The organism is Streptomyces sp. NPDC037271 (assembly GCF_055603605.1).
The window spans coordinates 169048-194959 of the sequence record NZ_JBVJVN010000006.1; the positions used below are offsets into that span (position 1 = coordinate 169048).

The following is a 25912-nucleotide window of genomic DNA, read 5'->3' on the forward strand; positions in this document are numbered from 1 at the left end:
AGCATCCCGGCGAGTGCCTTGGCCGGCCGCCCGCGCGGTCGGCTCCCGCCACCGCTTCTGACACGATGGCTGCATGCGCGTGCGATACGGAGTACCCCTGGGAATCACGGCGGTTGGCGCCGCCGGTCTGGTCTACGCGGCGGGCTTCGAGGCCCGCTCGTTCCGCCTCCGACGGGTGACGGTCCCCGTCCTGCCCCCCGGGATGCGCCCCCTGCGCGTGCTGCAGGTCTCCGACATCCACATGGTCGGCGGCCAGCGCAAGAAGCAGCGCTGGCTGCAGTCGCTGGCCGGCCTGCGCCCCGACTTCGTGATCAACACCGGCGACAACCTGTCCGACCCGGACGGTGTCCCGGAGGTCCTGGACGCCCTCGGCCCCCTGATGGAGTTCCCGGGCGCCTACGTCTTCGGCTCCAACGACTACTACGGCCCGAAGCTGCGCAACCCCGCCCGGTACCTGATCGAGAAGGCCCAGGGCCGCCACGGCCTGAACGGCAACGCGCCCGCCGTCGGAGTCGTCCACAACCCGTGGGAGGACCTCCGCGACGGCTTCGACGCGGCCGGCTGGCAGAACCTCACGAACACGCGCGGCATGCTCAAGATCGAGGGCGTGTCCGTCGAGCTGACGGGACTGGACGACCCGCACATCAAACGGGACCGGTACGCGGAGGTGGCGGGCGGCCCGTCCGGCACGGCGGACTTCTCGATGGGCGTGGTCCACGCGCCGTACCTGCGCGTCCTCGACTCGTACACGGCGGACGGCTACCCCCTGCTCCTCGCCGGCCACACGCACGGCGGCCAGCTGTGCATCCCCTTCTACGGCGCCCTGGTCACCAACTGCGACCTGGACACGGAGCGCGTGAAGGGCCTGTCCACCCACACGGCCGAGGGCCGTACGGCCTACCTCCACGTATCAGCGGGATGCGGAACGAACAGGTACACACCGGTACGTTTCGCCTGCCCGCCGGAGGCGACGCTGCTGACACTGGTGGGGCGGGAGCGCTGACCGCCGGCCGGGGGCGGGCCGGGTAACCCACACGGCCCACCCGCATAGCCCGCCATGTCCGGTCTGTCTAGCTTGGGGCCATGACAGCCCCGATACCCAGGGACATCCCGGACCTCCCCGCACTCCCGGGCCCGCCCCGACTGCTGCATTCCCCCGTCCCGGCGACGGCCGTCCTGACCCCCGTACGCCGCCCGCTGGTCGCCGGCTTCCGCGCCCTCACCGCACTTCTGGCCCTGACGGGCGTGACCATCGAACTACTGGTGGGCGGCGGCCCGGCCACCAGTCCCCTGAGTCACTTCACGGTCCAGAGCAGCATCCTGCTGACCCTGGTCATGCCGGCCTCCGCCCGTCGCGCCTGGTCCGCCCGCCACCCCCTGCCGGGCGCCCTCACGGGCGCGGTCCTGCTGTACGTCGCCGCCGGCGGCCTCGTCCACCACCTGCTCCTGGCCAACGCGGCGAGCCCGTTCGCCGTGACGGACGGCACGGGCACGGGCTGGCACACGGCCGCGGCCCACATCCTGAACACGGCCGTCCCCGTCGCCGCGGCCCTGGACTGGCTCCTGCTCACCACCCCCGGCCGCCTGCACCTGCGCCAGGCCGCCGCGTGGCTCCTCTACCCCCTGGCCTACCTGGCCTTCTCCCTGGCCCGCGGCGAGCTCCTCCTCCCCGGCACCCAGGACCGCTACCTCTACCCCTTCCTCGACGTCGACCAGCACGGCTACAAGGGCGTCCTCGGCAACGCCCTCCTCCTGGGCCTGTCCCTCTACGCCCTGGGCGCCCTCCTCGTGGCACTGGACCACATCCGCCCGAACCCGCTCCGCCACCGCAGATAAACCGGATTTCACCTCCGGCCGCCGGTGGGCTAAAGTAAACGACGTCGCCGCGACAAGCAGCGACGATCGGGGTGTGGCGCAGCTTGGTAGCGCGCTTCGTTCGGGACGAAGAGGTCGTGGGTTCAAATCCCGCCACCCCGACAGTGAAACACCAGGTGAGGCACCTACTGAATTCAGTAGGTGCCTCACCTGTTTCGTGTGCGTGTCTATCTGCGTGACTACCGCTCCGGAGCGCGCTTGAAGATGCCGTCCATGATCACAGCGCCGGTCTGGATCACGGGCCGGATCTGCTTCCGGTAGACCTCCTCGGTCACGGCCGTGCCGGAATGGCCGACCAGGCGGGAGATCTCCTCCAGCGGGACGCCACGGTCGGAGAGCAGCGACACGAAGCTGTGCCGGAGCTCCCGAGGGGTCCACTCGTCGGCGTTGACGCCCTCGGCATCCTTGAGCGCCTGGCGGAAGGCGCGCCGGACGTTCGTGGCATCGAGCGGCTTGCCCACGGCCGAGGAGAAGACGAGTCCGTGCTCGTCCCACTTGTCACCAGCAGCGAGCCGTTCCCACCCCTGATCTTCGAAGTGCTGCCAGAGAATCTCCACGCAGCGCGCCGGCAGGGCGAGCGTGCGCCGGGACTTCCGTGTCTTCGTGTCCCCACCACGCCGCACCGAGCGCCACACGGCGATGTGCGGAGGCTGGGGCGGATCGGCGTCCGGCCGTCCTTTCAAGAAGACGTGGTCCCAAGTGAGCGCCCGCAGTTCCTCGGTACGGGCGCCGGTCAGCAGAGCGACGACGATGTACGCGTGCATGGAGGTGCCCTCCGCCGCCTTCAGCACCGCCTCAGCCTGAGAGAAGGACAGCGCCTTGGACGGCCGCCCAGCCTGCCCCTGGGGCACCGAGCACAGCTCGACCACGTTGCGCTTCACCTTGTCCCGCGCCATGGCCCTCTTGACCGAGCGGTTCAGGCAGGAGTGGACAGCTTGCAACGTGCGCGTACTGAGCGTCTGCCCCTTGGTCGCCAGCCAGCGGTCGATGTCCTCCGCACTGAGGTCGCGGAGCTTGCGTGCGCCCAAGGCCGGGATGACGTGCTTCTGACTCAGGAGCGTGCACGTCTCGACGGTGCCAGGGTCTCGCCCCGCCAGACCGTACGCGAGCCAGTCATTCACGGCATCGGCAACGGTGTAGTTCGTCGGCGCGATCGCGAGACCGTCTTCGTGGTCCCGTAGAACCTCCTTGAGCTTGTTCTTCGCCTCGGTCTTGGTCTTGCCACTCCCCCGTTTCACGATGCGTTTGCCGCTCGGGTCGAAGCCGAGGTTCGCCGTGGCGATCCAGCGCTGTCTCTTCTCGTCCCAGTGGAGGCCGCCGTCACCGCGGCTACGACGCTTGGTCATCAGGCAGCACGCTCCATCTGTCCTGCGATGAAGTCCCCGAGGGCGGAGGCGGGGATGCGCCGGCACCGGCCGATGGCGACGGAGGGCAGACGCCGGGTACGGATCAGTTCGTAGACCGTGGACCGGCTCACCTTCAGGCGAGCCATGACTTCACCCACGGTCAACAGCTCTTCGTCACGCATGCGTCGGCTCTCCTTCTGTTCCGGGGGCGGGTTGGAGGGTTTCGGTGAGCCAGGCTTCGGCGTCGGTGAGGGCGGTACCGGCGTAGATCCAGTGGGCGAGGACGAGCGTGGTCGTCTTCCTGCCGGTCTCGGTCACCGCAGCGGCTTGGGCACGGCGGTATTCGGCGCGGGCGGTACGGAGGGCGCCGAGGGTGGTGGAGTAGCGACGGGACTTCGTGGAGAAGTGGCCGCGGAAGCCGAGCATGTGGGCCCAGGCGCGCAGGCGGAGGTGTTCGAGTTCTTTGCGGGCGCCGAGGGTCCAGGCGGTTCGGACGAGGCGACGGGCGTGGTCGCTGATGTCGAGCTGGGCGAGTTCGGCGAGGAACTTCAGTGGGCGGTCGAGGGCGCCGGTCGCGGTTTCGGCGCCCTTGGTGGCGTACTTGGCGATGTACGCGGCCACCGCCCGTTCGGTCAGCTCCTGGCCGCCCTCGAAGTCGGCGGACCGGATGATGCGTACGTCGAACTGGCGGCCGAAGGCGAAGGTGTGGGCGTGGCCGTCGATGGTCGGGCCGTCGACCTGGGCGGCAGTGGCGGCGGCGCGGATGGCGTCGGTGAGCAGTTCGGCGGTGGCCCAGGCGGGAGGCGGGGTGTCGCTGCCGGTGGGGCCGTCGATGCGGATGACGGCGTGGAAGTGGACGGCCCCGCGCTTCTGGTACTCGGCGACCTTGGCGAAGGAGACCCGTGCGTGCTCGCGGAAGGTCCGCTGTGTGAGGCCGGCGCGCTTGGCGACCTCCCGGCGAAGGTAGATCGAGAAGCGCCGCCACAGCAGGCCGGCGTGCGCGTTCCACAGGACGGCCGCTTCGTAGTCGTAGGTGTCCGGGTTGAGCGGGGTGCCGAGTACGGCGTCGTCCTGGTCGTGGAGGGTGCCGCAGCGGCAGGGGCGGACGGTGCGGGCCGGGCCGGTGGGGCGGTTGTGGACCGGGCCGAAGCCGGGGGCGGTGAAGGTGGCGAAGACGCGAGGGTGGGCGGAGACGTGTTCGGGGACGCCCTTGCCGCCGCGCAGGCCTGAGGTGATCAGGTGGAAGGTGTCGCGGCGGTACACCTCTGCGCAGGCGGCGCAGCGGGTGGTGCGGCGGTTGTTGCAGCGGACCAGGAGGTGACCGGCCGGAAGGTCGGTGGAGTCCAGGTGGTGGAGGGCGGCGCCGATCACTCCGGTACGGGTGTCGACGGCGTACTCGGTGCGGTGGCCGTCGAGGCGGATCGGGTGCGTGCAGCCGCCCAGGCCGGAGAGTTGGCGGGCCAGCTCGGGCAGGTTGCCGAGGGAGGCCAGGGTGGAGAGTTCCGCCAGCGGGGGCGGAGTCTGCCGGGTGATGATGGGAGTTCCTTTCGGCTGTTACGGCGGTTGGGAGGGACGGCCCCGGGGCGGCGGGATGCTTGGCGGCTTGTTGCCGCCCCGGCGGCCGGTCAGCGCTTGTTCGCGCTGCTGACGAGGGAACGCAGGACGACGGCGGCGATGGCCACGGATACGGCCGTGACGGCGACCGCCGCCAGGAGCGCGGTGAGGACGACGCCCACGACGACCACCGCGGCGACCGGGCCGATGTAGGGGGCGAGGGTGCGGCCGGCGAAGGGCATCGGGATGTGGGTGTGGTGGTGGGTGAGGTCGGTCGGGGTCGGGACGTCGGGCAGCTTGGGACGGAACACTGCGTATCTCCTTGTCAGTCGCGGGTGCCGTTGACGATGTCGACGCCGGAGCGGGTGCCGGAGTCGATGGCCGGGGCGAGGAAGGTGCGTGAGAGCAGGAAGCCGAAGAGTGCGATCACGACGACGATCCAGACTCGGACGCCGAGGAACCGGACCGTGCCCCAGGCGATGAGGCCCAGGACCAGGACGAGCGGCAGCGAGACGGTCACGGGAGCTCCCTCAGCGGACGCGGCAGCGGTGGGTGCGGGCGGCGAGTTCGGCGGCGGCGCGGCTGTCGTAGTCGGCGGCGAAGCCGCAGCGCGGGGCGGTGCAGGCCGCGGTGTGCTGCTCGCGGCCCCGGTCGTCGTAGTAGGTGGCGACCTGTACGGGGCCGATGCGGACGACGCGGCGGAAGCGCGGGGTGCGGGGCATCAGGGCAGGTCCTTCCAGCTCTCGTCGTTCTCGCCGGTGAAGTCGGTGACGTGGTCGAGGAGCCAGCGCCGGATCTCGTCGCCCTCGTACTCGTCGGCGGTGAGGATCACGGGTTCGGCGATGAGCATCGCTTCGGTGAGGCGGTTCTGGCGGGTCAGCTCGGCAGCGCGGTTGAGCACGCGGAGCGTGGACGGGCGCACGGTCGGAGTACCTCCGTGGATCAGGTGATCAGGTGAGTTGTGCGGCGATGGCTTCGGCGAGCGGCATCGGGACGCCGAGCCTGGCGCGAAGGGTCGAGGTGTCGATGGCTGTGCCGGTCCGGGTCCTGTGTTCGTCAGCGACCTTGTGGGCCAGGGCGACGAGGGCGGGCGGAACGGGCACGGGGGTGGGTGTGGGTGTGGGGGGTTGGGCGGGGTCCGGCACGGGCGCGGTGGATGACTCGGGAGTTGTCGACGTGGGCGCCGGCTCTGTCTTCGCGGTCGGTGCCGCTTCAGGTCCTGCCGGAGGCGTTCGCGTTCCGTGGGCGAGAAGAGTCCCGCCGAGGAAGGCGACCGCGGGCCAGCCGGCGACGAGGATGCGCAGCCAGGCGGGTACGTCGTTCAGGTCGAGGAGGCCGGCGGTCGCGACGTTGGCACCGAGCGAGGCGACCAGGGCGACGAGGAACCAGCACCAGGCCGACGCTTTCGCGGCGCCGGAGCGGAGTCGGTGCCAGGCGGCGACGAGGAGCAGGTCGACGGAGATTGGATACGCCCACGCCTTCCATCCGGTCTGTCCGGCAGCGGCGGCGAGGTCGTGGAGGTGGGCGAAGGACAGGGCCCCGGCGATGACCGCCTGGATCAGGACCGCGTCCGCGCGCACGACCGTGGGGCGGGGCATCAGGCCGACTCGCCGGGGAGGAGGCCCGGCGGGGGCTCCGGCAGCGACGCGGCCAGGGCGGAGCCCATGACCTCCACGAAGGTCGCGTCGGCGCCGGGTGTTTCGGCGTACATGGCGAGATGGCCCAGCAGAAGGACGGTGCGGGCGAAGTCCTCGCAGTCGCGGCACATGGTGGCTGCTCTCCTTTCTTCAGGCATGGCGGGGGTAGGGACTCGGCGCGGGACGGCCACGCCTGCCGTGGGAGGGGCGAGGGGGTTACGGGGCCGGGTGCGGTGCGGTCACGGGCTGAAGTGACTGCGCGGGCACGGTCGAGGTCGACGGCCGGAAGGGTGCGAGTGCCGGTACGTCGGGGGCGAGGTGAGCCGTGGCGCGGCAGGTGGCCGCCGCGTCGGCGAGGGTCAGGTGCGGCGTGCGGATGCGGGACCAGCCGCCGGAGGTGTCGCCCACGGCGGCGAGGCCGGGCCGTTCGGCGGGGATGGAGCAGGCCGCGTAGACGGCTTCCGGGGCGATGTCGCCGAGGGCCATCTTGGCGGAGGCTTCGTCGTTGACGCGGTGGCAGACACGGCCGGTGAGCTGGGCCCGCAGCATGGTCGCGCCCTTGCCCAGCTCAGCGCCGAAGCGCTGTCCGCACACCTCCAGATAGATGCCGGCGGCGCGGCCGAGCTGGGCGAGGCGGATGAGCTGGGTGACCATCTCGTCCCGCCGGTCCTCGTCCTTCCTGCTCGCGACGAGGAAGAGTTCCGCCACCTCGTCGATGAACAGCACGAGGGGCGGCGGGCGGTCCTCGTCGGGCAGTCCCCAGATGTCGGAGGTGATCAGTTCGTCGGGGGTGCCGGGGGCGATGCCCTGCCGTGCCTTGATCAGGTCGTAGCGGTCCTCCATTTCGCTCACGAGGACGGGCAGCAGCTCGGCCGCCTGTCGCTGGTCGGTGGCCAGCGCGGAGAAGCGGGCGGCGAAGGGCGACAGTTCGACACCGCGCTTGCAGTCGATGCCGACCAGGGCCACGGGCTGAGTCGCCAGTCCGGCGATCAGGTTGCGCAGGTACATGGACTTGCCGGACAGCGTGGCACCGAGCACGAGTTCGTGGGGTACGGCGCGGTAGTCCCGGACGAACGCGGTCGCGTCCTCCCGCAGAGCCACCGGCACCCGCAGTAACCCGCCGCCGGATCGGCGAGGCATCCGTACCTTGCGCAGCACATCGAAGCCGACAAGTCGCAGTTCAACGACCCCGGGCTTGATGTCGCGCACGTATACGGCATGGACGCCCCAAGCGTGCCGCAACCGTTCGGCCGAGGCGGCGACGTCGGCGGGTTCCTGCCCGGGAGCGAGCCGGAGCCGCATCCGCAGCCCGGTCGCGGTGGGCCGGATGAGTCCCCGGCGCGGCGGGACCGGCCGGATCTCCCGGCGGGTGGTGGCCCTGACCGCCAGGACCCGCCAGCGAGGCGGTTCGACGGTCAGGCCGCAGGCGTCCATGGTCGAGGAGTACGAGGCGAGCAGTCGGACCACTGAGGCCGGGATCCCGACCGTGGACCAGTACGCGGCGGGGTGGGCATGCCGGGCGTAGGCCGCGCCGCCTATCGCCGCGAGTGACCCGCCCACCTCCACCACCGTCATCAGGTCGGTCACGTCGGTCAGCCCGCCTGAGCCATCGGGAAGGCGCCCGCGGCGACGGCGGTGGCACGGTAGGCGATGCCGTGCCGCTGCTGGCCGTTGAAGACGCTTTCCCAGGGACGTGCCACCAGACCGGGCAGAGAAACGGGAGCTCCGACGGTCAGACCGTCCGTGACTCCGCTCTCCGGGATGGTGACCTGGATCAGCGACGACTCGCCCTCGTCGATGTAGACGACGCCGACCGTCATCAGTGCCTCGCCGCTCACGGCGTCCTTGGCGATCTCCCCGGTCTTCCGGTCCCGCACCTTCGGGGCCGGCGGCTCGGTGAGCAGGACCGTGGCGGACGAGGCGTCAATGCGGATCACACGCACAAATTTCTCCTTCAGAGTCGGCAACCTGCCACCTGACAAGTTGACTTAGCAAGTCCGAAGCTAGGGATGCCAGGTTGACTTGTCAAGTGACATGCAGAGTGAACACGCCCGCGATTCGGGTCAGTTCAGGCGGTAGGTGTCTTCCAGCTCTTGCCTGTCGGCAGGCAGCAGCACATCAGACACCTGGAGTGCTCGCCCGGAGGCGTCGCAGGCGATCACGAGGATGCTCAGGACGGGTACGCCGTCCGGCAGGTCCAACAGCTCGCGTTCGGCAGCGTCGGGCAGCCGAGCAGAGACCCGCTCCGTCACGTGGTCGAAGCGGACCTTCTTGCGTGCTTCCAGGTGCGCCCGCGTCCCGGACTTCAGCGCGTCAGCGCTCGCCAGTTCGGTGCCCTCGACCAGGCCGGCGGGGAAGTAGGAGGAGAGCAGCTCCACAGCCTCGCCGTCCTCCTCGACCAGGAAGCGACGCATCAGAACCTTGGCACGCTTGGGCAGACCAAGAACCGAGGCCACACGAGTCGGCACCGGCACTTCCGCGACCTCGACGAGCCGTCCGGGAGTCTGCGACTCGTCCCGAGCCAGCACACCCCGCCCGCGGCGCTCCCTCTCCTCGACGTCCGCAGGACGCCCGCGCACGATGGTTCCGTACCCCTGCCGGGACTCCAGCCAGCCGTCACGCTTCAGCAGCTCCAGAGCCCGCACGACCGTGGGCCGGGACATTCCGAACGCCTGCACAAGCTGGTTCTCACTGGGGACACGGGTGCCGGGCGGGTACGTGCCGTCCTCGATGCGGCCCTGAATGGTCTGTGCGAGGCGCACGTACTTGGGGGCCTCCACCTCATATCCCATGCACGCCGCCCGTCGAGATTGGCCAAGTCAACTGGTCAACCAGACTAGCGACAATCCCCGGGCAGGTGTAGGAGCGGGGGACGCCTGGCTCAGGCAGGCCACGCATCGGCCATCAGGAAGGCGACCACCGTCCCGCCGAAGCGGCTGGGCCCGGAGTGCCAGGACTCCGCGATGGAGTCGACCAAGAGCAGTCCGCGCCCGTGGGCGTCGTCGGCGTCCGGCCGGCGAAGACGCACGTTCACCGGAAAGCCGGGGTTGTGCACCTCCACACGCAGCGAGGTTCCCTCCCGGAACCACTCCACGCGTACGCACCACTCCTCGTCAGCACGCCCGTACAGAATGGCGTTCGTCACCAGCTCGGAGATCAGCAGCGCGCAGTCGTCGACCGAACAGGCCGGGTTGTACGGGGCGATGAACTTTCGGAACCAGCGCCGAGCCCGGGGGACGGACTCCGGAATCGGGTGCAGGGTCAACGCCCCGAGCCACGGTGATTCCTCGCTGGGACAGCGGTTGAACCGGTAGGTCATCCGCGCTCACTCCTTGCCGCTGCCGTCGCAGTCGAGGCAGCGCCGCTTCGATGAGACACGGGTGCGGTCGTTGGCGGCGGCGAGCGCCACCGACGTACGCGAACCGACGCACTTCCAACCGCGTCCCCGGCATCCTCGGCATGCTGAACGCGTGCCCTGATCCGGTCGCCGACCTGCCACGCCGTGCCCCCTTCCAGTAAGTGGCCTTAGCCACTTACTGGATAGTGGCATTGGCCACTTGTGGCGCGCAAGCGGTTCGCGCAACTGACTGTCTGTCAGGTCACGTCAGCGGATACCCCTGCTCGAACGCCCAACGGTGCGGCGGGTACGTCGCCTCGGCGAACTCCAACGGCCGGTCCTGCATGTCGTAGACGACGTGGTGAACGACCAGCACGGCGGAGCCCGGCTCGAGATTCAGGTCGGCGGCCTCTTCGTCGGTGGCGCCTCGAGCGCACATCCGGTCCTCGGCGTAACTCCCCTGCCGCCCTGTCGTGTTCTCGACGTACATCAGGGTCCCCTCCTGAATCCGCCCGGGATCCGTGAGCTTGGGCGCGCGCTGACCGACATCGGGCGCGAACCAGGAGGTCGACAACGTGATGGGCCCGTCCTGGTTGTTGGTCACGCGCCGGCGATGGACGGCCCGGCGGTCCTTCACCAACCCGAGAGCCTCAGCAACGTGATCCGGGGCGTCCATCCAGCCGGCCGAGGTGATCACCGCGTACTCACCGGGCGTGTAGATCTTCCCGGTCTGACGAGCCCGGCCGTACAACTCCCGCGCACGCCGGTTGACTTCCAGACTCCGCACGTACGTCCCCGAGCCTTGCCGCTTCTCGACGAGCCCCTGATGACTCAGCGCCTCCAAGGCCCGTGCCGCGGTCGGACGGGAAACCTTCCAGTCAGCGGCCAACTGCCGTTCCGACGGCACCTCGTCACCCGCTCGCAGGTCACCCCGAAGGATCTGATCGCGGATGTGGTGAGCGATCTGGAGATACTTCGGTTGCGCCTCCTCGATCTGCGGCACGACTCCTCCTCGTCCAAGTGGCTATGGCCTCTAGCCACTATAGAGTGAGTGGCTAATACCAGAACCCGTAATGTTGACCACATGACGCGGTTGATCGTCGCAGCAGGAGGAGGGGGCGACGCAGTCGCCGCCGCAATGCTTCACGCCGCCCTGTACGGCGACGAGGACCAGGCGGTGATCCTCACCTACGCGTGGGACCGCCTCTTGGTCGACCCCGTACCGGGCCCCCGCAGCGCAGACGACTTCACCGGCCTCGAAGCCATCACCCGGTCCGTCCGGTCAGTGCCGGCGACGGCCCGCCCGATCGCTCCCGCAGGGTCCACCCTCCCCCGCCTCGCAGCCGAGCTTCCCCAGACGTTCGCCCTACTCGACCCACAGCACGGAGCCGAAGGCGTGACGAACCAGCTGGAGGAGCTGATCGCCCACCTGACGCCGGAGTCGATCGACCTCCTGGACGTCGGCGGAGACATCCTCGCCCGCGGCGACGAACCGACCCTCAAGAGCCCACTCGCCGACGCACTGACCCTTGCAGCGTGCTGCCGCGTAGACGCCCCTGTCCGACTCCTGGTCGCCGGCCCCGGCCTGGACGGCGAACTGTCGGCAGACGACCTTCGCTCGCTCCTGGGCCCCGTCGTCCACACCTTCACGGCGGAGGACGTAGCCCCGATCAGCAGCGTCCTGGAATGGCACCCATCCGAAGCCACGGGCATGCTCGCGGCGACGGCCCGAGGAGTCCGCGGTACGTGCGAGGTACGCGACGCCGGCCTGCCCGTACCGCTCACAGACGCGAGCCCACAGCTACACGAAGTCGACCTGGACGAGGCTCTGAGCCACAACGCTCTGGCCCGAGCCATCATGGCGACGACGACCCTGGACGAAGCCGAGGCCCACAGCCGCGAGGTCTGCGGTTTCTCGGAAATCGACTACGAGCGCAATAAGGCCACCTGGTTGAAGAACCAGCCGCCAGCGGCACTCGATACGGAAGCGGTGCTGCGCCAACTCGACCAGTTCGAGTCAGAGGCCCACGCCCGCGGAATCACCCACACGACGTTCCGCCACCTCACCGAGGCCCTGAGCCTCAACGGCACCCAGCGCAGCGACCTGCGCCAACTCCTGCTCTTCAGACGCCCGGATCAGTACGTAGCTCCGCTTTGGTGCATCCCCAACGCCACTTGAGTTACAACTTTCTCTACTGGTTCAAGGCCCGCGCACGGCGCGGGCGCGCGCCGCCTCTACGGCGCGGCCCGCCTCCTGTCTTCGCCCCGGCTGGCCGCGCCCGGCGGCGCGCTCGGCGGCTGCGGGCATGAAGTGGGGAGACACCCTTTGTGGCTGGGGCGGTCGGCTCCACGGCTTTAGCCACCTCCTCGGTTCGGGGCCCGCCTCGAGCAAGACCAGCGGGCCACTCGTTCAAGTTCCGGGCAGGATCACAGCCTGCCCGAGTTGCCGGCCAGCGTACGACCCCCTGATCATGCTTGGCCCCAAACCTGGCAGGACACCGGTCAAGCCCGCTCCGCCGACCTTGCGAGAGACGATTACAGGCCACCTGGCGAAAAATCATCTGTATAGCAATGAGGTCATCAGCCCACGTATGATCTGCCTGCCAGAAAATGTGGTGCACCGCAAGGGGGCGGCGAGGACTATGAGTGGCATGAAACAAGCAAGCATGCATGTGACGTCTCTGACCTTGGACGAGTTGAACCCTCGGCACGCACAGCCAACTAGCAGTCTCGAAGAATCGATCGCCGCCATCCTCGATAAGGATACGGACAAGATCCTGCGGCTGGCCAGGAGCATCGCCGAAAGAGGCCTCAACCCGACTGAACTGATCGTAGTCATGCCCGATGGTGACATAAATGTTGTCCTTGAAGGCAACCGCAGGATCGCAACGCTCAAGCTGCTCCACAAACCTGGCCTGGCTCCCAATGTTCAGCTGCAGCGGAAATTTGCCGCCATCGCCGCAAAGGCAGAAGTCCCTCGGCGGGTTCAGTGCATTATCGCAGAAAGCCGGCAGCAAGCCGCGCCGTGGATCAAGCTCAGACACACCGGAGAGAACAAGGGCGTCGGTGTCGTAAAGTGGGACTCCGCAGAGGTAAGCAGGTTTAGCGGCCGCTCGAATTCCACTGAGAAAGCTAGACTCCTCACGGAAGCCATGAATGCATGGTTCGCGGACGACGTCGACCTCATCGCCGATGTTGCAACCGTCCGGGAAAACAGGATCACTAACCTGGGTCGAATGATCGGAGACCCGGACATCCGAAAGAGACTGGGTATCTCGTTTGATGGAGATTCAGTCATTTCCGAATTCCCCAAAGAGCGGATGCACCGAATCCTCTCCCGCCTGTTCCATGATCTGGCCGGTTCCTATTCGGTGGATAAGATCAAAACGAAGGATCAGCGGACTACCTACCTGCAGAAAGTCGAGGAGGACTTGCCGCGGCTGGCAGATCGACTCGATACACCGCAGAGGTTTTCAACCACCAACCCCGCTGGCAGCGCAGAGTCAGTCGAGGCCAACGAGACGCCGGAGCCGAAGACCCCGAAGCCTCCTAGGCGCAGACGGCCAGACTTCGAGAAGCGGCTATTTCAAAGCGTTTCATTGCATAATGTAAGCATTCGCACTTCGGAGGTCTTCCAGGAGGCGAAGCGGCTCAGCATCGACGAGATGCCAAACATCGCAGCTATCATGGTGCGGATCGTAGTGGACATCGTAGTTCTTGACGCTGCGCATCAACTCGGCTGGAGCCGGGGCCAGGGCGACCTTAAGAGCCGGATCGGTGCCGCGCTCCATCAGGTTGATCCGGCACAGAACAACCCGGCGCTCAAGGATGCTTGGCGCTTCTCACAGAAGGACGAAGGAGCACTTGTGCTGAAGACCCTCCACCAGTTTGTGCACAACTGGCAGTCCAGCCCACTCACATCCGAAGTCCGGAAACTTAGCTTGGCTTACGGCCCCCTGCTGACGCAGATCGATGAACTTATCGAGAAGAAGAAGCGATGAGGTATATCAGTCCTCTGCGATATCCAGGAGGAAAGGCGCGCCTAGCGCCTTATATCGCGCACCTCCTTTCGCGACAACGCCCGCGTCCCCGATCGTACGCTGAAGCCTTTGCCGGGGGCGCGGGCGCCGCATTGCGTCTTCTTGTTGACAACGAAGTAGACCACATTCACATCAATGACCTAGATCCAGGCGTCGCAGCCCTGTGGCGCTGCATTTTTTTTGACTCCGACAGTCTCACCGAAGCAGTCGCCTCAGCAAAAGTAACCATCGACGAATGGCATCGTCACGCAGATATCTACAATAATCCTTCCGGTCGATCTGACATCGAACTCGGTTTTTCAACATTCTTTCTGAATAGGTGCAATCGATCCGGGATCCTGCGAGCGCGCCCGATCGGTGGGCTCGACCAGACCGGAAATTGGAAGATCGATGCCAGATTTAATCGAGACTCACTGATTGAGAGGATCGATCATCTGGCAAAATTGCGCGAACGCGTTACTATCTCACAAATGGATGCACGCTCCTTCATTCGGCACCTTGAGCCGCAGAGCGACCAAACTTTGATGTATGTGGATCCGCCCTACATCATTCAGGGAGACAGGCTCTACCTCGATTCACTAACAGGAGAAGACCACCAAGAGCTGGCGAACTTGCTGCGCCAAACTCCCCTGAGGTGGCTTCTCACTTACGACGCCAATAAACGCATCACCGAAGAATTGTATAAGGGTTTCCGGTGCGTGGAGTTTGACATTCTACACACAGCGCAGATACAGCGGACAGGCGTAGAGTATGCAATTTTTGGGAATAGGTTGATTCTGCCAGAGGTCACCGGAATAATCGGCGACGGAAATTTTAGATGGATGACGTCCAAGAGGAAGCGCGAAACCTCACGGAGTGTCGCGGAGAATCGCAGCGTGCAGCCTAATGGCTAGGAGCCGGAAGCGACGCAGGCCGTGCCAGATGCATGCCAAACGCGTCGGCAAGGAGCGGTCAACCACGGTGCCTTCCCAGGGAGGCACAAGCCTCATCTCGTGATTAAGAGCTGATCAAAGCAGTACCAACGCGGGAGGGTACTCGTGATTCCCAAGCTGAGGGCTCCGACCGTCGTCACGGGCCGGCCGTGACCGCTTGCTCTGGTTGACGTCACACCCCGATGGCGTGGCTGAGGCTGGTGGGGGTGCAGCGAGTCACACGCGCGCGTGGTCGGTCGGCGCACTCGCCATCGTGGCTGGCTGTCGTCGGCTAAGCTTCGTGCCACTGCCGTGCCAGATACAGCGGTCAGCCACGGTTAACAAGGGTGTCTGGAGGTCGAGTTGCCGGGCAACTCGTCAGGCATCGAAGCCGCAGGTCGCCGACTCGACGCCCCAGCCTCTCTCCTAAAGCGGTGCTGACTCAGAACTGTTGTGGTGCGATTTATGGCGCCGCCGCGAAGCGAGTGGAGCATCGCCAGCGAGGTGAAGCCTCACGCCCCTTACCGCCGAGGTCGGCTTACGGCGTCCACAGCGGAGAAACGCGGTGCGGCGTCGAGGAGACGGCCAGCAGCGATGTCATACCCCCGGGAACACCGAGCTTCCCTAGAGCCCAGTCGAGCGCAGCAGCTTCAACATCGCACATTCTGGCTATTAGGCTGGTCTGTTCCGGCAAAAGGATTCGCCGGGGGATCACGAACGTCTCACGGACCCGGTCGAGGGGCAGCCCCCTTCGGAAGCCCTGCGCGGCGGGGCGGGGCGCGTCCTCATTCGGCGGGAGCGGCAGGCGTCGGCGGGCCGCGTTCGAGACGATGATCCCGGCGACGTGGACATACTCCCCTAGGAGTGGTCCGAGCAGTTCTGCGAGCGCGTCGGTCTTGGCAGCGAGCGACATGTCGGCGAAGGGTGTCGGGAAGTGGAAGAGGCCGCTGTGGTCCTCCACCCAGATCCACGCAGTGCCCGCTCCCTGTGTCTTGGCGCACTTGCCGCGTACCTTGCCCAAAAGCCGCTTGCCCTGGTCTCTCTCTACGGTGTCCCCGGTCAGTGTGGTGCCCTGGGGGGCCGTCCCTGGATGGACGGTCAGCCGCCTCCCGGCGCTGCTGACGACGTCGACTGCGGCCTCCGAGGCCGTGCACTGTTGGGCGGCATCTTCGGTCCGCTTCTTCCAAGTTTCGAAGTCGTCGTCGTTGAGGAGTTCGGGGAGGTCTCCTTCCCAGTAGATGTCGCGGCCCCTGTCTAGGGTGAGGAGGTGGCCCCGGCAGTTCTGGCGGAACTTCTCGTAGTCCTGGAACCTTTGGTCCTCAGCGAAGGTGACGACCTCGATGAAGACCGGACCAATACGGACGTCGCCGGGGCCGCCGCTGGCTTTTGCCGGCTCCAACTCGACCGGGAGTCCGCGGGCCGCCCCCATGAGTGCAAGCCGAGCCTGCGTCTGGGTGTGCAGGAACCGGGACAGGGTGACGTCGCGGCGGGCGTCCCGTCTGACCGAGGCAAAGCCGGGCACCTCGGTTTTCTCCAGATAGGCGTACGCGGCCCACCACCGAATAGCCTCCACCCATGCTCCCCGCTCGGCTCCATTCATGAACTGAAGTACCGGGGCAGCCCGGCCCAGACCGACGAATGTGTCGCTGGCCCGGCCAGAGGCGGGCGAGGGGGTCACAGCCTTGGGCAGCCAGCGGCTGTCGAAGAACGCGGTGAGCCCGGCCACCGCGCGGGCGGTCACCTCGTGACCTGCAGGGGAGAGATAGTCGGCGCCCTCTGGGCAACCGAACCACGCCGCCCAGTCGATCGCCCGGAGGCCCTTGTCGATCGCCCGCCATATCTCTTCGTCCCGAGGGTGCATGCCCATCATCATGAAGGACTGGCAGACGAGGGCGCGGGCATTTTCCCGAAGCGTGGCGCTTGCTCCCGGCGGCTCGCCTAAAACCACTCCTTGTCCGGTGGCCGGGCTGCTGCTCGACCGCACCACAAGCGCACCAGATCAAGCGGGGAACAGCGGGAAATCAACGGGAAAGCGGCCCACCCCTGCGAGACCACGATCCATCCGTTCGGCAATGTCAGTGCCCGAACCGCCCCCAAATGATCGCAGCTTCCCAAGCTGAGAGCGCGAGGTCATTGCTCGTTGCCCATCCTGGGGGCCCATGGCCGCCGGAGCTCACATCACCCGACCACGGGGGGAGGCGGCGTGCCTGCACTGTCGCGCTCGGCACGACGCCGGAGCCGGTCTTCCTCCTGGGCCTCCGCGATGGCTTCCCACTCGTCCCGCTTGGCCTGCATGGACTCCCGCGCCTCCCGGAAGGCGTGGTTAGGTTCGGGCAGTGCCTCTTCCCGCTGCCACGTTCCTACGCACTCCACAGCATGGGCGATCACCCCGCGCAGCACTCCGGCGCGGGAGCGGCCGTGGAAGGCATACACCAGCCCGCTGTCCCACTCTTCCAGCAGGTTCATGGTCTCGTTGAGGCGGCGGCGCAGTTTCTTGTCCCGGATGACCCCGATGGCCAACCGGGCCGGCGCAATGAAATCTTGCAGTTTCTCATCCCACGCCTGTCGTGCCGCCGTGACGGCGGCGGTCGCCCCGGCGTCCATCCCCGGCTCCCAGTCGCCTGGGACCTCCCGGACATGCTTCTGAAGATCACCAAAAGTCTCGGCCAATGTGGTTACGGCTTGGTCCTGCTTGGCCTGGAGGCGGGCCAGGCGGGCATCAGCCAGTGCCTTAGCCTGCGCCCGGTGTGTACCGAGGTATGACAATCCCGCACCCACCAGGGCGCCAACGAGTCCGGAGACGGGTGAGATCCAGTCCATGGCCGCCAGTCTGCTGGATGGCCTATTGCTCTGGCCGCGTGTTTTCCACAAACGAGGAGAAGTACCGGGTGAGTGTCTAACTGCGTGACAATGCCAGCGAACGTCGGCGAACAACCGCGAACGCCTACGGACCATCAGCCCAGGTGAGCGCCGTACCAGCTCAAGGCAGCGCCCCCACCCAAGTTGCTTCGGGACGAAGAGGTCGTGGGTTCAAATCCCGCCACCCCGACAGAGAAATACCAGGTCAGGGGCTTGATTCGCGAGAGCGGGTCGGGCCCCTGAGTGGTTTGCTGGGGCGGATTCCGTGAGCAAGGATGTCCGCCTACCTGCTCAGTTGCGTCGAGGCGTCGAGGAAGCGTCCTCGTACTTCTCGACGTCGGAGAACAGGAGGGTCGGCTCAGTGAGGATGTCGCGGCCCGCCTCGCTCTTGTAGATCGCGTCGACGCTGCCGAAGCGGGCTTTGGAGTAGTCGAGGTCCAGCAGCGCGGCGGCCTGCCGGACCGATGCCTCGTCGGGCCCCTCGATCTCCAGGAAGGTGGGGAAGCCGGGCCAGGTGTCGAAGTCGAAGGCGACCTCGCCCAAGCGCCACTCCTCGCGGTAGTTCTCCTGGTAACGCACCTCGGTGAGCCCGACCCGGCGCAGGATGTCGGCCGTGGCGTGCAGATCAGTGACCTCGGTCTCGATCTCCTTGGTGCCGTCGATCCTCGTGCCGTCGGTGACCTGCTTGAGCGTGAGCGTCGACCGGGTGCCCTCGTCCCGGAGACGGATCCAAGTCCCGTGCTCGAAAGTGTCGTTCTCGTAGATCCTGCGGGTCAGGAGCGTGCGGGGGAACGCCTGGACGGCACCGACGGCGGTCAGTCTCACCTGGAGGCCGACAGCGTCGACGGCCCGGAACTTCGCCTCGTACTCGTGTTTCATGTGCCCTTCTCTCAGAAGTGGGCCATGGGGTGGACGCTCGTCGGGGGCATTGGCGATGTGCGTGCGTCCTCCCGAGTCGAGACGGTGCGGGAGGCTCTCACGTGGCCGGCCGTCGGCGTTCCTGGCGGAGACACCGTGGGAGATTCTTCACTCATCCGCGTGACCGCCCGGGGCGATGCCACCAGGCACCGCCCTTCGGCCCCGGAACAGGGCAGTGCCGGAGGCCGGGATTGCCCTAGTGCAACGGTCGATCCGCCCCCGACGGTAGGGCACTCAGCAGCGCCATGAGCGCTTCGTTCAAGGTCACGCTCTCTTCGACCCGCTGTTGTGCTACCTGGTGCAACGGCTGAGCCACACGATAGAACTCCTGCCGTACGGCGTCCTCGGGCCAGGCGGCCTCCAGCCGCGAGAATGCTCGTTTCGTGATCTCACGCGCCTGCCTGCCCTGAGCGACTGCGGACAGTTCCCGGCCTCTGAGCCGAAACTCGTGCAGGAGCCACCAGCGGTTCGCTGGGTCGTCGCCAGTACGTACCGCCAGTACGCTGCGGCCTGCGGCGACGGGCCGCGTGGCGACGACAGCACTCGCCCCCTCCGGTCTGGTGGCGATCAGGATGGTTCCCGGTTCGCACACGTCGCTCGGCGCAGCAAGGTGCCTGCGGCCTGGACTACCGAGGTACGGCAGACGCGCGTTCAGGATGTCGGACGGCGCGGCCCAGCCAGTGTCGACGCCGTCCTCGGGAGGGGTGGACGGCGCGGCCCTACCTGATGACGCGCGCGTGACCCTGGCGAGACCGCAGGTCGGCCATGATCCACGGTGCCGATTCAAGATGGCGAAGTGAGCATCCGCCAAGGCGACCGCATCGGCGGCGATGGACAGGTTGAGCCTCGTCTTGTCCTCGATCAGCGTTACCAGTTCGTGGAGCTTCTCGATTTGTTCGCGTGGTGGGACCGCCACAGGCATCTTTCTCAGCGCATCGATGCTCAGGGTCGGTTCGACGTGGGCGGAGACGTGCTGCTGAATCCATGCCCGGGCCCGAGGTGTCCTCAGCCAGATACGCAACCACCGGGCCACGTGCGGCGCGTTCTCCGATCTGACGATGCCGACCCCACGGGTGGCCATCCAGCCTTCGTGTTCCCGTGTGACGAGTGCCGCCTCGCCAACCCGGCGCACGAGCACCACGGCCAGGTCGTCGCGCTTCAGAGTCGCCCGTGTCTCCGGCAGCACGACCCCGCCCTCGCAACCGGGTTGGTCGGTGCCGATGCGGCCGTCCCGGATGTCCCCGGCCCGTACGACTCCCTGGTGGTCAGGAAGTCCGCGGTCGCTGATGCCGTACGTCACGTGGAGGTCCTTGGCAAGGTGCTCCAGGCTTGTGGTCGGCCATGCCTTCGGCTGGTCGGGGTGACTGTGGTTGGCCACGGTAAAAGCGTCCTTCACAGTTCGTCCAGTCCATCCAGGATGCGTCGCAGGTCCTGTTCCAGTGCGTAAGACTCTTCGAACTTGTCGTAGAGCTCCCACTTGAGCTCCTCAACCCGCTCCCTCGCTGCTACGTGTTCGTCGGCTGGTTCGAGAACGTGGGTCACCGGCAGCAGAACGTACCCGGCGGTCGCGACAGCCGCTGTGGACATGGAGGTGCACCAGCCGGATTCGTCCTCGTACCGAGCCGTCGCCCCACCCTGTTCGGTCGGTGCTCCCCGCCATGCGGTCAGGGTGCGCAGGATCCTGTCCGCTCCGTCGGCGGCGAGGCGGCGCTGCCGGGAGCCGGATGTGATCTCGAATGCGCTGCGGGCGTTGACGAACAGAACCTCTTTACGGCGGTCGGCGCTTCCCCAGCCCCGGTGAGGACTCTTGTCCCGGTTCAGCAGCCACAGGCAGCAGGGGATGCGCACATGGGGGAAGAGTCCGGGCGGCAGTGCGATGACGCACTCGACGAGGTCCTCTCGCACCAGGCGTTCACGGATGCGCTGCTCCGATGGACGCAGTCCGGTGGCGGCGCCGTCGGCCATCAGGACGGACGCCCTTCCTTGCGGTCCGAGGGCGTGTGCGATGTGCAGCATCCACGCGTGGTTCGCGTTGTCCCGTGGGGGGACCGTGCCCGCCCAGCGCGGATCGTCGCCAAGAGGGCGATCGACCGACCAGTCCGACAGATTGAACGGCGGGTTCGCCATCACGATGTCGTACGGGTCGTCGACGGGCCGGCTGAGACTGTCGGTGGGCGCTCCCAGGTCGGCCCGGATGCCGCGCGCGGCAAGGTTCAGCCGCGCGATCTGCAGCGTGTCGGCGTGTAGGTCCCGGCCCGTCAGCATCAAGTTGGGCTGCAGGCCGGTGCGCTCCCTCACATAGCGCTCAGCCTCCGCCAGTAGCCCCGCCGACCCGCACACCGGGTCGAGGACACGGTCTCCGTTCTGCGGCGCGACCGCTCCCACCATGAGGCGCACCAGGTCCCGCGAAGTGAAGTAGTGACCCCCTCTGGCCTGCGCGGCGGACAGGTCGTCCAGGCACTGCTCCAGCAGCTCCACCACTCGGTCGGCCCGGTCGATCTCCGTGACCAGAGCTCGCAGTTGCTCGTCGACCGTCGGGGGGAGGTGCGGTACGAAGTCCTGGACGGCCTCCCACCCCTCCGTGCCGAATGCCGGCATCAGCCATGCACGCACACAACGTCTGACGTGTGGCCCGAGCGGCGAAGATTTCGCGGCCTGGGCGACGAGCCAGCTCCATGGCGGCCGCTCGCCTGCCCCTCCCTCGCCTTGGTTCTCCTCTGCTCGGGAAAAGCCGTTCTGTGCCTGGTTCCTCACGTAGATCAGGCCGAGGGCGACTCGGCAGGCACTCTGCGTGCTCATTCGATCAGCGAGGCTCCTCGTCAGCCGTCGGATCTGGACGGGTCCCGCTCCCTCCCCGGCGAGCGGCCCTCCGAAGCCCGCTGTACCGCTCCACGCGCGTCGCTGATCCATCGTCACACCAGCCCGAGAGTCGAGAGGAAGAGGAGAGCGAGCGTGAGGGTGGCCGCGAAGGAGGCGGCACCTGTTTGGACTGCTCCCGGCAAGGGCGCGCCGGCTGCCTTCTTCACGATCCCTCCCAAGAGGGCGACGATCACCGCCAGGAGAAATGCCACGCTCGCCAGCAACAGCTTCCGTTCCATCCCAACTCCCCTTCGTTCCTCGACCGCATCACGGACGCCGTCCGAGATGCCTCGCGCACCGGCTTGGCCGTCACGTTCCATCAGAACCGTAAGAGCCCGGACGGAACGACGCACGGGAGCACGCCGTTTGGGATTTCGCTAGGCGCGCGCACCGAGATTAACCGCTGGTGGCAGAGAGCACCAAGTTTGGGCTTTTTACCGCGGGTTGGAGCCACCGCCGCGTGGAGCAGCGGGGCCGAGGGCATGTCGAAGGGCTCACTCCGGTGAGTGCAAGGCGACGCGCGCGTCCGGTCCTTGCCATCCGTCCAGGACCCTCCAGACAGTGCCCACTCCGAAAACGTCCTTCATCGCAGCCGCTGTCCAATCATCCGCCGGTGGCTCGGACAGGACGAGGTATCGTTGGTCGATGGCCCGGGACGACAGGTACTCGATCTCCATGAGACGTACCGCGCCTGCGCGCAGGTCGGCGTAGGTCGAACGGCCCGCACCCAGCACTTCGTAGAGGAACAAGCCCTTCGGACCGTCCACGACGACATCGGCGGCCGGAGAGTCCGAGGGGCGTAGGCCGGCCCTCAGAAGAGCAGCCTTGAGCTCGAAGCGCACGGCTTCATGGGTGTTGCACACTCTGTCGGCCTCCGCACCGACCCTCAATTCACGTGCAAGGGCCTCGCCGAACACTGGCTGCCCGGTGGGCTCGGGCGCGGAGGTGTCCGTGGGAGCGGCAGTATCCATGGTGTCGGTGTCCTTCTGCTCGTGCCTCGTCGCGGGTTCCGGTGACGTCGCCTGGTCGGTCGGCGGCGTGTCGTCGGTCCCGGTCCCGTCCTGCTGTTCGGGGTCCGAGCCGTGCGGCACCGTGCGGGCGGGCTCCGGTGCGGTCTCCGTCCGGTGAGCGGGCTCGCCGTCGAACCGACGGGACAGCTCCTCGCGCGCCTGGGACAGGGGGCCGACCCAGTGGTCGAAGGCAGGGTCGGACGCCAGGGCCGTGTCCAGGTCGGGCGTTCCCGAGGTGACGGCGTGACGTGTGCGCTGGGCGAGGTCCGCCAAGGCGCTCAGCCGGACCCGGTCCGCAGACCCCAGGATGCGCCATACGCTGAGCCAGTCGACCCGGTCCCGGCGCAGGCACCGGTTGGCCATGCCCTTCAGCTCCGAAAGACGGTCCGCGGTTCCGGGCGGCGCTGTGCCGTCGCCCTCAACGATGTCCTGGAGGGCGCCGAGTGCTCCCAGGTAGCGCGGAGCCATGCGGGCGCTGATGGGTTTGCGGCCGAAGTCACCGGCTGCGACGAGACTCACCGGCCCCTCGTTCCGCGTCACCCAGGCATCAAGCCGGGAACCGGCCTTCGGCGCGGATTCCCCGTGCCGGGATACGAGCAGCAGGGTTCGCTCGGTCGCCGGAGCAAGGGCCTTGACCTTCCAGTGGGCGCCCGGTCCCGGGCCGAGCACGCGCACCTTGACAGGGGTACCGACCGGCAGTTCCTCCCCGTCCTGGGTACCGGGGCTCTGCGACGTGGCGGCGGTCGCCGAAGGCGAAGCCGCGCCGGACGCCGAAGGCGGGGAGGAGGCGGACACAGGGGCGTTGTCGTCCTCGTATGCGTCGGTGGGGCTGAGTTCTCGGGGCAGCGGCGTCGTATGCAGGACGGTGAGCGTCTGCGTGCTGCGCGTCAGTGCGACATACAGCTGGCGCAGTCCGGCCGGGCCGCGGTCGGCGATGGTTGACGGTTCCAAGACCAGCACGTGGTCAAATTCCATGCCCTTGGCCTCTGCGGCGGGCAGCACGGACACCGTGCGCAGCTGCTCCTCGGTCATGCCGTCCACGCCGTGCACGCGTCGGCGGACCTCGTCGAGCCAGTCGGAGTCGTCGGGTACGACGACCGCGATCGACCGCAAGGACTGCCCGTCGTCGGTGCCGACGAGCCGGACCGCACGGTCCGTGGCCTCCTCCAGCAAGTCCCAGGGGTTCGTCGGAACGAGCCGCACCGCATCGTCACCGGCCACCCGTACAGCGGTCGGGTAGGGCAGAGAGGGCGCCACCGCTCGTGCCAGGGGTGCCACGAACTCCATAATCTCCGCGGGCACCCGGTAGCTGGTGTTCAGCTCCGCCACCCGCCAGTCCCCGTGGTCGGAGAGGAGTCCTCCCAGCCGCTCCCAGCCGGTGTAAGCGTGCGGACCGGTGGCCTGAGCCAGGTCACCGAGCACCGTCATGGAGTCGGTCGGGCAGCGCCTGCGCAGTGACCGGGCCTGCATCGGGGTCAGGTCCTGGGCCTCGTCGATGACGATGTGCCGGTATCGCTGCGGGGTGTCGCCGGCGATCAGGAAGCGTAGTTCTTCGAGACAGACGAGATCGTCCTGGGTCCAGAGTTCGTCGTCCGCGTTGTCCGCCCTCGGCCGTCGGAGGGCGGCCTGCTCCTCTTCGTCGAGGTCCGTCTCGGCGCATTCGCGCAACCTGCTTTGCGAGTCGAGCAGGCTGCGCAGCGCTTCCTCGGGGCTCAGCGCGGGCCATGTTCGCTCGACGAGGGCGGTGACCTGCCTGTTGCGCTCCAGATCGCGGCGAACGGTCCGGTCCCGGCTACGGCGCGGGGCGATCCGTACGAGTTCGGTCAGGAGCCGGTCGACCAGCAGGGTGCGAAAGCGGTCCCTGCGCACCCGGTACGCTCCGGCGCTCTCGCGGGCGTTCTGGAGGAGTCCGAGCACCTCCGAACCCGGGATGCGGAGGGCCGAACTGCCCACGGTGACGACGAAGGCCGCCTCGTCCTGGGCGTGCGAGGGTTCGGAGACCAGGGCGTCCAGGGTTTCCGGCCGGCACTCGCTCTCCACTCGTCGTCGCAGGACGGCCGCCATCCGTTCGTCGGACTTCACCAGCCGTGCGGCGACGGAGTCGGTGCCGCGGATCTCCCCTTCCCACAGCCGCGCCCGCTGCACCGCGGTGACGTCGCGGGTGCCGAGGGTGGGCAGTACACGGCCCACGTAGTCGAGGAAGTTCTGGTGCGGCCCGACGACCAGGATGTCCTGGGGCGGGAAGTGGCCGTTGTTGACGAGCCAGGTCACGCGGTGCAGGCCGACCGCCGACTTGCCGGTTCCGGGGCCGCCCTGGATGACGAGGATGTCCGCGGGCGCCCCGGTGACCAGGGCCATCTGGTCGCGTCGGATCGTCTCGACGATGTCCCGCATCCGTCCTCCGCGGGAGCGGCGCAGTTCGCGCAGCAGGAAGTCGTCGACCGGCTGCGGCTTCCTCCGCTGCCTGCGAGGGACCGTCCGTCTCCTCCAGTGCTCCGGGTCCGTGCGGAGCGCTGTCCGGTACGGCGATGTCCTCGTCGGACGCTGCCGGGACGGCCGACTCGCGGTCCGGCGTCGACGCTGCGGGCCGGGTCTCACCGGTCTGCGCCGCTCCGGCGCGGTTGATCTCGTCGCGGTAGTCCTCGACCGTGCGCTCGACGCAACGCAGCTGTCGCCGCAGCCGCACCTCGCCGGGTGCTTCCGGCAGCGCGTTGTGCCAGCGTACGGCGATCGGGTTGGTCCAGTTGACCACCACCTGATCCCGGTTCTCGGGGTCGAACACGGATCGGCGTCCGACGTGGAACGTCTCCGGCTCGGCGTCCCCCGGCTCCTGGACGTCGACCCGGCTGATGACCAGGGCTGCTCCCCCGAGGCCGCCATAGCTCTCCGCCGTGGCCTCCGCCTCCTTGCGGACCGCGATGCTGTCCTTCCCACTTGCGGAGGCCGTCGCCGCCATCGGCCCGGTCAGTTCCGCGAGTCGCGCCTCGTAGCAGGCGTAGGCGCGGTCGACGGCCTTCTGCTCCGCGGCGATGGCCGCGTCTCGTGATGTCGTACTCACGTGTGTTCCTCTCCCCCAGCGCTGCGCGCGCTGTCGCAGGCCGGAGCCCGCTTTCCCCGGTAACAGAGGTAGCAGAGAACGGCGCTCGAGCCGCTTCAAACGGACAACAAGGCCACCACGGTGACCACTTCGGTACGCCAAGCGCGTACCTGGTCATCGGTGGGTCCGATCTCGTACTGGTGGTAATGGCATCCCAGGCAGAGCCGGCACCACACGGCCCTGGCGCGGCGGGCCGTCTCCGGCTCCGCGCAGCCGCGGAGCCAGAGGAACGCGATCCGCTTGGTGCCCGAGCGGACGGCGCGGGGGGCGTTGCGGGCGGCGAGGTAGTCGGCGACCGCACTCTCCAGCGCGGCCCGCAGGGCGAAGGCGGCGCCACGGTTCCTGCTCACCGCGGTGGCGGCGAACACGGTCGGTGGGATGGTCCCGCCCTCGGCGACCGGGTCCGGGACGGGTCCCGCCCCGTCTGCGAGGAGCAGGTCGGCGGTGTCGATCAGCTGGCGGGTCATCG

At 67.7% G+C, this 25912-nt stretch carries 27 protein-coding genes and 1 tRNA gene; 6 read left to right on the top strand and 22 right to left on the bottom strand.

Annotation, left to right across the window (positions count from 1 at the left end):
• Positions 1–73: 73 nt before the first annotated feature.
• The 3 genes from ACZ7G3_RS14235 to ACZ7G3_RS14245 all read left to right on the top strand — a co-directional run bounded on the left by ACZ7G3_RS14235 (position 74) and on the right by ACZ7G3_RS14245 (position 1977).
• Positions 74–1003: a metallophosphoesterase gene (locus ACZ7G3_RS14235; protein WP_470925629.1), complete on the top strand. Its 930-nt coding sequence runs from the start codon at positions 74–76 to the stop codon at positions 1001–1003.
• A gap of 80 nt (positions 1004–1083) precedes the next feature.
• Positions 1084–1836, top strand: a complete 753-nt coding sequence (locus tag ACZ7G3_RS14240; protein WP_426601317.1) for a Pr6Pr family membrane protein — start codon at positions 1084–1086, stop codon at positions 1834–1836.
• A gap of 67 nt (positions 1837–1903) precedes the next feature.
• Positions 1904–1977: transfer RNA gene (locus ACZ7G3_RS14245), tRNA-Pro, on the top strand.
• 77 nt (positions 1978–2054) lie between these two features.
• Here ACZ7G3_RS14245 and ACZ7G3_RS14250 read toward each other — a convergent pair.
• The 14 genes from ACZ7G3_RS14250 to ACZ7G3_RS14315 all read right to left on the bottom strand — a co-directional run bounded on the left by ACZ7G3_RS14250 (position 2055) and on the right by ACZ7G3_RS14315 (position 10752).
• Entirely contained in the window at positions 2055–3221 is a 1167-nt protein-coding gene (locus ACZ7G3_RS14250; RefSeq protein WP_470925631.1) for a site-specific integrase, read from the bottom strand.
• Complete coding sequence (locus tag ACZ7G3_RS14255; RefSeq protein ID WP_470925633.1) at positions 3221–3403, bottom strand: helix-turn-helix domain-containing protein; 183 nt, start codon at positions 3401–3403, stop codon at positions 3221–3223. The genes ACZ7G3_RS14250 and ACZ7G3_RS14255 overlap by 1 nt, the downstream gene beginning before the upstream one ends.
• Positions 3396–4712 carry a replication initiator gene (locus ACZ7G3_RS14260; protein WP_470925806.1) on the bottom strand — a complete coding sequence of 439 codons (1317 nt, stop codon included), beginning with the start codon at positions 4710–4712 and terminating at the stop codon, positions 3396–3398. The genes ACZ7G3_RS14255 and ACZ7G3_RS14260 overlap by 8 nt, the downstream gene beginning before the upstream one ends.
• 134 nt (positions 4713–4846) lie before the next feature.
• A complete protein-coding gene (locus ACZ7G3_RS14265; protein ID WP_470925635.1) occupies positions 4847–5086 on the bottom strand; it encodes a SpdD protein in 240 nt (79 codons plus the stop codon).
• 14 nt (positions 5087–5100) lie between these two features.
• The gene (locus ACZ7G3_RS14270; RefSeq protein ID WP_470925637.1) at positions 5101–5295 is read right to left on the bottom strand and encodes a hypothetical protein; all 195 of its coding nucleotides are present in this window, start codon (positions 5293–5295) and stop codon (positions 5101–5103) included.
• A gap of 10 nt (positions 5296–5305) precedes the next feature.
• Positions 5306–5497 (bottom strand): mobile element transfer protein, encoded by a 192-nt coding sequence (locus ACZ7G3_RS14275; protein WP_470925639.1) that lies wholly within the window; start codon positions 5495–5497, stop codon positions 5306–5308.
• Positions 5497–5697 carry a hypothetical protein gene (locus tag ACZ7G3_RS14280; RefSeq protein WP_426558294.1) on the bottom strand — a complete coding sequence of 67 codons (201 nt, stop codon included), beginning with the start codon at positions 5695–5697 and terminating at the stop codon, positions 5497–5499. The genes ACZ7G3_RS14275 and ACZ7G3_RS14280 overlap by 1 nt, the downstream gene beginning before the upstream one ends.
• Before the next feature lie 28 nt (positions 5698–5725).
• Positions 5726–6373 carry a DUF2637 domain-containing protein gene (locus ACZ7G3_RS14285; protein WP_470925641.1) on the bottom strand — a complete coding sequence of 216 codons (648 nt, stop codon included), beginning with the start codon at positions 6371–6373 and terminating at the stop codon, positions 5726–5728.
• Positions 6373–6543 carry a hypothetical protein gene (locus ACZ7G3_RS14290; protein ID WP_470925643.1) on the bottom strand — a complete coding sequence of 57 codons (171 nt, stop codon included), beginning with the start codon at positions 6541–6543 and terminating at the stop codon, positions 6373–6375. The genes ACZ7G3_RS14285 and ACZ7G3_RS14290 overlap by 1 nt, the downstream gene beginning before the upstream one ends.
• Before the next feature lie 85 nt (positions 6544–6628).
• A complete protein-coding gene (locus ACZ7G3_RS14295) occupies positions 6629–7999 on the bottom strand; it encodes an FtsK/SpoIIIE domain-containing protein (protein ID WP_470925645.1) in 1371 nt (456 codons plus the stop codon).
• A 5-nt stretch (positions 8000–8004) separates the two neighbouring features.
• Positions 8005–8355 carry an SCO3933 family regulatory protein gene (locus ACZ7G3_RS14300; RefSeq protein WP_279564180.1) on the bottom strand — a complete coding sequence of 117 codons (351 nt, stop codon included), beginning with the start codon at positions 8353–8355 and terminating at the stop codon, positions 8005–8007.
• A gap of 120 nt (positions 8356–8475) precedes the next feature.
• The gene (locus tag ACZ7G3_RS14305; RefSeq protein ID WP_470925647.1) at positions 8476–9204 is read right to left on the bottom strand and encodes a GntR family transcriptional regulator; all 729 of its coding nucleotides are present in this window, start codon (positions 9202–9204) and stop codon (positions 8476–8478) included.
• A gap of 89 nt (positions 9205–9293) precedes the next feature.
• Positions 9294–9731: an ATP-binding protein gene (locus ACZ7G3_RS14310; protein ID WP_398133528.1), complete on the bottom strand. Its 438-nt coding sequence runs from the start codon at positions 9729–9731 to the stop codon at positions 9294–9296.
• 280 nt (positions 9732–10011) lie between these two features.
• Positions 10012–10752, bottom strand: coding sequence for a GntR family transcriptional regulator (locus tag ACZ7G3_RS14315; RefSeq protein WP_426558304.1), 741 nt, complete (start codon positions 10750–10752; stop codon positions 10012–10014).
• Positions 10753–10833: 81 nt separating this feature from the next.
• On the opposite strand from ACZ7G3_RS14315, the gene ACZ7G3_RS14320 reads away from it, so the two are divergent.
• From ACZ7G3_RS14320 to ACZ7G3_RS14330, 3 genes are all read left to right on the top strand, one after another.
• Positions 10834–11928 (top strand): DUF1152 domain-containing protein, encoded by a 1095-nt coding sequence (locus ACZ7G3_RS14320; protein ID WP_470925650.1) that lies wholly within the window; start codon positions 10834–10836, stop codon positions 11926–11928.
• Between the two features lie 472 nt (positions 11929–12400).
• Positions 12401–13750 (top strand): hypothetical protein, encoded by a 1350-nt coding sequence (locus ACZ7G3_RS14325; RefSeq protein WP_470925652.1) that lies wholly within the window; start codon positions 12401–12403, stop codon positions 13748–13750.
• Complete coding sequence (locus tag ACZ7G3_RS14330) at positions 13747–14682, top strand: DNA adenine methylase (protein WP_470925653.1); 936 nt, start codon at positions 13747–13749, stop codon at positions 14680–14682. The genes ACZ7G3_RS14325 and ACZ7G3_RS14330 overlap by 4 nt, the downstream gene beginning before the upstream one ends.
• 556 nt (positions 14683–15238) lie before the next feature.
• Here the strand turns inward: ACZ7G3_RS14330 and ACZ7G3_RS14335 are convergent.
• The 8 genes from ACZ7G3_RS14335 to ACZ7G3_RS14370 all read right to left on the bottom strand — a co-directional run bounded on the left by ACZ7G3_RS14335 (position 15239) and on the right by ACZ7G3_RS14370 (position 25910).
• The gene (locus ACZ7G3_RS14335; protein WP_470925655.1) at positions 15239–16561 is read right to left on the bottom strand and encodes a hypothetical protein; all 1323 of its coding nucleotides are present in this window, start codon (positions 16559–16561) and stop codon (positions 15239–15241) included.
• A gap of 317 nt (positions 16562–16878) precedes the next feature.
• Complete coding sequence (locus ACZ7G3_RS14340; protein ID WP_470925657.1) at positions 16879–17520, bottom strand: hypothetical protein; 642 nt, start codon at positions 17518–17520, stop codon at positions 16879–16881.
• A 330-nt stretch (positions 17521–17850) separates the two neighbouring features.
• On the bottom strand, positions 17851–18438 hold the full coding sequence (locus tag ACZ7G3_RS14345; protein ID WP_470925659.1) for a class IV adenylate cyclase: 588 nt from the start codon (positions 18436–18438) through the stop codon (positions 17851–17853).
• A gap of 235 nt (positions 18439–18673) precedes the next feature.
• Positions 18674–19855, bottom strand: a complete 1182-nt coding sequence (locus ACZ7G3_RS14350) for a restriction endonuclease subunit S domain-containing protein (protein ID WP_470925661.1) — start codon at positions 19853–19855, stop codon at positions 18674–18676.
• A gap of 14 nt (positions 19856–19869) precedes the next feature.
• On the bottom strand, positions 19870–21276 hold the full coding sequence (locus ACZ7G3_RS14355) for an HsdM family class I SAM-dependent methyltransferase (RefSeq protein WP_470925662.1): 1407 nt from the start codon (positions 21274–21276) through the stop codon (positions 19870–19872).
• Positions 21277–21389: 113 nt separating this feature from the next.
• A complete protein-coding gene (locus ACZ7G3_RS14360; RefSeq protein ID WP_121714063.1) occupies positions 21390–21575 on the bottom strand; it encodes a hypothetical protein in 186 nt (61 codons plus the stop codon).
• A gap of 255 nt (positions 21576–21830) precedes the next feature.
• Positions 21831–24740 (bottom strand): ATP-dependent DNA helicase, encoded by a 2910-nt coding sequence (locus tag ACZ7G3_RS14365; RefSeq protein ID WP_470925664.1) that lies wholly within the window; start codon positions 24738–24740, stop codon positions 21831–21833.
• 759 nt (positions 24741–25499) lie between these two features.
• Positions 25500–25910 carry a hypothetical protein gene (locus ACZ7G3_RS14370; RefSeq protein WP_470925808.1) on the bottom strand — a complete coding sequence of 137 codons (411 nt, stop codon included), beginning with the start codon at positions 25908–25910 and terminating at the stop codon, positions 25500–25502.
• Between the last annotated feature and the right edge of the window lie 2 nt (positions 25911–25912).